This window comes from uncultured Streptococcus sp. (genome assembly GCF_963521865.1).
In the GTDB taxonomy this organism is placed as follows: domain Bacteria; phylum Bacillota; class Bacilli; order Lactobacillales; family Streptococcaceae; genus Streptococcus.
Genome location: NZ_CAUQWY010000063.1, coordinates 1 through 5,279 on the forward strand (window position 1 = coordinate 1; position 5,279 = coordinate 5,279).

Consider the following 5,279-nt stretch of genomic DNA (forward strand, 5'->3'; position numbering starts at 1 on the left):
TTCGTCACAGAAAGGAACTCTTCAATATTTTCAACCCTAGCCTTGCTTTCTAAAGTCGCTTGAGCATTTAAAATATCGACGTAACCTGTTTTTTCTAGAACAGCCTCAACCAACTCTGTAATATTTAATTGATCTAGCTGCTCTCGTAAATCTAGCATCATATTGGCAAAATCCCAGATAGACTGGGCTGCTTTACCCTTGATACCAGATAACATGATATTGGCTGAAGCATCTAGCATGGACATGTCTTGCATATTCGCAAAGTCACGGATTTTTTCAACGGTTCCTGGCCCAATTCCACGTTTAGGCTCGTTGATAATACGCTCAAAACTAATATTGTCACTTAAGTTAGCAATGAGGTTGAGGTAAGCGATCATATCACGAATTTCCTTACGGCTGTAGAACTTGGTTCCACCAACCATGGTATAAGGAATGTTTGACTTGAGCAGGGCTTCTTCAATGGTACGAGACTGCGCATTTGTACGATAGAGAACTGCAAAATCCTTGTGAAGGAAGTTTTGGTTGCTACCCAGTTCATCGATGGTTTTGGCTACAAATACAGCCTCATCTAGTTCATCATTGGCACGATAGTAAACGATTTGCTCCCCATCAGCATTTTGAGTCCAGAGATTCTTAGGACGGCGGTTTTTATTATTTTTAATGACCTCGTTAGCCGCTTGGAGAATTGTTTTAGTGGAACGGTAATTCTCCTCCAACAAAACAACCTTGGCTTGAGGATAATCTTTCTCAAAATCCAAAATATTCTGCATATCAGCACCACGCCAGCCGTAGATAGACTGGTCCGCATCCCCAACCACACAAATATTTTTAAAGCGGGAAGCCAAGAGTTTGACTAGTTGGTACTGTGCATGGTTGGTATCTTGGTACTCATCAACGTGGATGTATTGGAATTTCTGTTGATAGTAAGTCAAAACATCAGGATTTTGATCAAAGAGACGCAAGGTCAGCATAATCAAATCATCAAAGTCAACCGACTCCGACTGACGCAGCTCTTTCTGATAGGCTGTATAACACTGGGCCACGATTTGCGTATACATATCGCCAGCTTGGGCAGCATAGACTACATCATCAATCAGGTCATTCTTAGCATTGGAAATAGTTCCTAAGATGCTCCGTTCATTCCATTTTTTAGGATCCAAGTTCAACTGCTTGAGAATGCGTTTCATAAGGGTTCGCTGTTCACCAGGATCTACAATAGTGAAATTGCGGTTGTAACCAATATGATCTGCATCACGTCGCAAAATACGAACGCACATGGAGTGGAAGGTCGCAATCAAACAGCCCTGAGTGACTGGATTGAGGCTATAAGCACGCTCTTTCATCTCACGTGCAGCCTTGTTGGTAAAGGTAATAGCCAAGATATTCCAAGGATTGACCAGCTTTTCATCAATCAGATAAGCGATACGGTGGGTCAAAACACGGGTCTTTCCAGAACCAGCCCCTGCCATGATTAACAAGGGACCTTCTGTCGTTTGCACCGCCTCAGCCTGACGGTCATTCATTCCATTTAATAATGCGTTCATCTTCTCTTCCTTACTCTTGAAGTCAATATTTCTATTATATCAGAATTCAGGGAAAATATCTTTACCTAGACTGGTTACGTGTAGAAGGCAACTCCTTATATCTAGATAAAAAATGAGCTTGGATATTATTTCCAAACTCATTTGAATTCAATTAAACTATTAGAACAAGCCTAATACAGTTCCATCGCTTTCAACATCCATGTTAAGAGCTGCTGGTCGTTTTGGAAGGCCTGGCATTGTCATGACATCACCAGTTAAGGCAACGATGAAGCCTGCACCTAATTTGGGTACCAATTCACGAATGGTAATTTCAAAGTTTTCAGGTGCTCCAAGTGCATTCGGATTGTCTGAGAAACTATATTGAGTTTTTGCCATACAGATTGGCAATTTGTCCCAACCGTTTTGAACAATTTGAGCGATTTGTGTTTGAGCTTTCTTCTCAAAGTTCACTTTGCTACCACGGTAGATTTCAGTAACAATCTTTTCAATCTTTTCTTGGACAGAAAGGCCATTGTCATACAAACGTCTATAGTTAGATGGGTTTTCAGCGATAGTCTTGACAACTGTTTCAGCAAGAGCCACTCCACCTTCTGCACCATCAGCCCAGACACTTGCCAACTCAACTGGTACATCGATTGAGGCACAAAGTTCTTTCAAGGCTGCGATTTCTGCTTCTGTATCAGAGACAAATTCATTAATAGCTACGACCGCAGGTACTCCAAATTTACGGATATTTTCAACGTGGCGTTTCAAGTTAGCAAAACCGACACGAACTGCTTCTACATTTTCCTCTGTAAGAGCATCCTTAGCCACACCACCATTCATCTTAAGGGCACGAAGGGTTGCAACAATGACAACTGCATCTGGAGATGTTGGCAAGTTTGGCGTCTTGATATCAAGGAATTTCTCGGCACCAAGGTCTGCACCAAAACCAGCTTCAGTAACTGTATAATCAGCCAAGTGAAGGGCTGTTGTAGTTGCCAAGACTGAATTACATCCATGAGCAATATTGGCAAATGGACCACCGTGTACAAAGGCAGGTGTTCCGTAAATTGTCTGAACCAGGTTCGGCTTAATCGCATCCTTTAAAATCAATGCTAAAGCACCTTCAACCTGCAAATCACCAACAGAAACAGGTGTACGATCATAGCGATAACCGATAACGATATTAGCCAGACGGCGTTTCAAATCCTCGATGTCTGTTGCCAAGCAAAGAATTGCCATGATTTCAGAAGCAACTGTAATATCAAAGCCATCCTCACGAGGAATACCGTTTAGAGGACCACCAAGTCCAACGGTTACATGACGAAGGGCACGATCATTCAAGTCCACAACACGTTTCCAAAGGATACGACGTTGGTCAATTCCCAACTCATTTCCTTGGTGCAAGTGGTTGTCAATCAAGGCAGAAAGCGCATTGTTGGCAGTCGTAATGGCATGCATATCCCCCGTAAAGTGGAGGTTGATATCTTCCATTGGCAAAACTTGGGCGTAACCACCACCAGCAGCACCACCCTTAATCCCCATTACTGGACCAAGAGATGGTTCGCGGATAGCAATCATGGTTTTCTTGCCAATCTTGTTCAAGGCATCCGCAAGACCAATGGTAATAGTTGATTTTCCTTCACCTGCAGGTGTTGGGTTGATGGCAGTAACCAGAATCAATTTCCCAACTGGATTGCTCTCAACTGCACGGATTTTATCAAAGCTGAGCTTAGCCTTGTACTTTCCATACAACTCCAAATCATCGTAAGAAATACCAAGTTTCTCTACAACATCAACGATTGGCTTCAACTCAATACTCTGTGCGATTTCAATATCTGTTTTCATTCAAAACTCCTCTAACCTCTTATATGATAATTCATTATAACACAAAACAAGATTTTTAACATCCTAAAACTCTCTAAACGTTCGTAAATATCCCTGTTTTTAAGGTTTTTAGAGTCCTTTCTTAAATTTTATATGGCTTTATAGTTTGAAACTATAGTAAATCTTCGTTTTTACCAAAATTTTATCACTTTCATTTTACTTACCGTTTATTTTTGTGTACAATAGTGCTATGAAAATTTTAGTTACATCGGGCGGCACCAGTGAAGCTATCGATAGCGTCCGCTCTATCACTAACCATTCTACAGGTCGCTTGGGGAAAATCATCACAGAAACCTTGCTTGCTGCAGGGCATGAAGTTTGTTTAATTACGACAAAACGAGCTCTGAAGCCAGAAGCCCATCCCAACCTAAGCATTCGAGAAATTAACAATACCAAGGACCTTCTACTGAAAATGCAAGAACGTGTTCAGGATTATCAGGTCTTGATTCACTCAATGGCCGTATCTGATTACACTCCTGTTTATATGACAGGGCTGGAGGAAGTTCAGGCTAGCTCTAATTTGGAAGAATTTTTAAGCAAGCAGAATCATCAGGACAAGATTTCTTCAACTGATGAGGTTCAGGTTTTGTTCCTTAAAAAGACACCCAAAATCATCTCTCTAGTCAAGGAATGGAATCCTGCTATTCATCTGATTGGTTTCAAACTGCTGGTTGATGTTTCCGAAGACCATCTGGTTGACATTGCTAGAAAAAGTCTTATCAAGAACCAAGCTGACTTAATCATTGCAAATGACCTGACTCAAATCTCAGCAAACCAGCATCGTGCTATCTTTGTTGAGAAAGATCAGCTTCAAACAGTCCAGACTAAAGAAGAAATTGCAGATCTCCTCCTTGAAAAAATTCAAGCCTATCATTCGTAGAAAGGAAAGCTATGGCAAACATTCTCTTGGCTGTAACGGGCTCAATCGCCTCTTACAAGTCGGCAGATTTAGTCAGTTCTCTAAAAAAACAAGGTCATCAAGTCACTGTCTTAATGACTCAGGCTGCTACAGAGTTTATTCAACCTTTGACACTACAGGTACTCTCACAGAATTCCGTCCACTTGGATGTCATGAAGGAACCCTATCCTAATCAGGTTAATCATATTGAACTTGGCAAAAAAGCAGATTTATTTATCGTGGCCCCTGCAACTGCTAACACTATTGCAAAACTAGCCCACGGCTTTGCGGACAACATGATAACCTGTATGGCTCTGGCCTTGCCAAGTCATATTCCTAAACTAATAGCTCCTGCTATGAATACAAAAATGTATGACCATCCAGCAACTCAGGCTAATCTGAAAACATTAGAAACCTACGGCTATCAGCTGATTGCTCCAAAGGAATCCCTACTAGCTTGTGGAGACCATGGACGAGGAGCTCTAGCCGACCTCACAATTATTTTAGAAAGAATAGAGGAAACTCTCGATGAAAAAACGCTCTAATATTGCACCTATTGCTATCTTTTTTGCAACCATGCTCGTGATACACTTTCTGAGCTCGCTTATCTTTAACCTTTTTCCATTCCCAATCAAACCGACTATCGTTCATATTCCTGTCATTATTGCCAGTATTATCTACGGTCCACGCGTTGGGGTTACACTTGGATTTTTGATGGGGCTACTTAGCTTGACGGTTAACACTATTACCATTCTACCGACAAGTTACCTCTTCTCCCCATTTGTACCAAACGGAAACATCTACTCAGCTATCATTGCCATCGTCCCACGTATTTTGATTGGTTTAACTCCTTATCTGGTCTATAAACTGATGAAAAACAAGACTGGTCTGATTCTAGCTGGTGCCCTGGGTTCACTTACCAACACAGTCTTTGTACTTGGTGGAATTTTCTACCTTTTTGGAAATGT

At 41.4% G+C, this 5,279-nt stretch carries 5 protein-coding genes; 3 read left to right on the forward strand and 2 right to left on the reverse strand.

Annotated features, from left to right (window positions below; translation table 11 throughout):
* Window positions 1–1,544: UvrD-helicase domain-containing protein (locus tag RWO85_RS09585; protein ID WP_314415582.1), on the reverse strand; the 1,544-nt coding region annotated here is incomplete at its 3' end.
* Window positions 1,545–1,703: 159 nt separating this feature from the next.
* Window positions 1,704–3,374 carry a formate--tetrahydrofolate ligase gene (locus RWO85_RS09590; RefSeq protein ID WP_314415585.1) on the reverse strand — a complete coding sequence of 557 codons (1,671 nt, stop codon included), beginning with the start codon at window positions 3,372–3,374 and terminating at the stop codon, window positions 1,704–1,706.
* A gap of 229 nt (window positions 3,375–3,603) precedes the next feature.
* On the opposite strand from RWO85_RS09590, the gene coaB reads away from it, so the two are divergent.
* From coaB to RWO85_RS09605, 3 genes are all read left to right on the forward strand, one after another.
* Window positions 3,604–4,293: a phosphopantothenate--cysteine ligase gene (gene coaB, locus RWO85_RS09595; RefSeq protein ID WP_314415587.1), complete on the forward strand. Its 690-nt coding sequence runs from the start codon at window positions 3,604–3,606 to the stop codon at window positions 4,291–4,293.
* Between the two features lie 11 nt (window positions 4,294–4,304).
* Complete coding sequence (gene coaC / locus RWO85_RS09600) at window positions 4,305–4,856, forward strand: phosphopantothenoylcysteine decarboxylase (protein ID WP_314415590.1); 552 nt, start codon at window positions 4,305–4,307, stop codon at window positions 4,854–4,856.
* Window positions 4,840–5,279: ECF transporter S component (locus RWO85_RS09605; protein ID WP_314415591.1), on the forward strand; the 440-nt coding region annotated here is incomplete at its 3' end. The genes coaC and RWO85_RS09605, both read left to right, overlap by 17 nt.

Coding starts and splice junctions, on each gene's coding strand:
- coaC (WP_314415590.1), top strand. CDS start 4,305: ATGGCAAACATTCTCTTGGCTGTAACGGGCTCAATCGCCTCTTACAAG.
- RWO85_RS09590 (WP_314415585.1), bottom strand. CDS start 3,374: ATGAAAACAGATATTGAAATCGCACAGAGTATTGAGTTGAAGCCAATC.
- coaB (WP_314415587.1), top strand. CDS start 3,604: ATGAAAATTTTAGTTACATCGGGCGGCACCAGTGAAGCTATCGATAGC.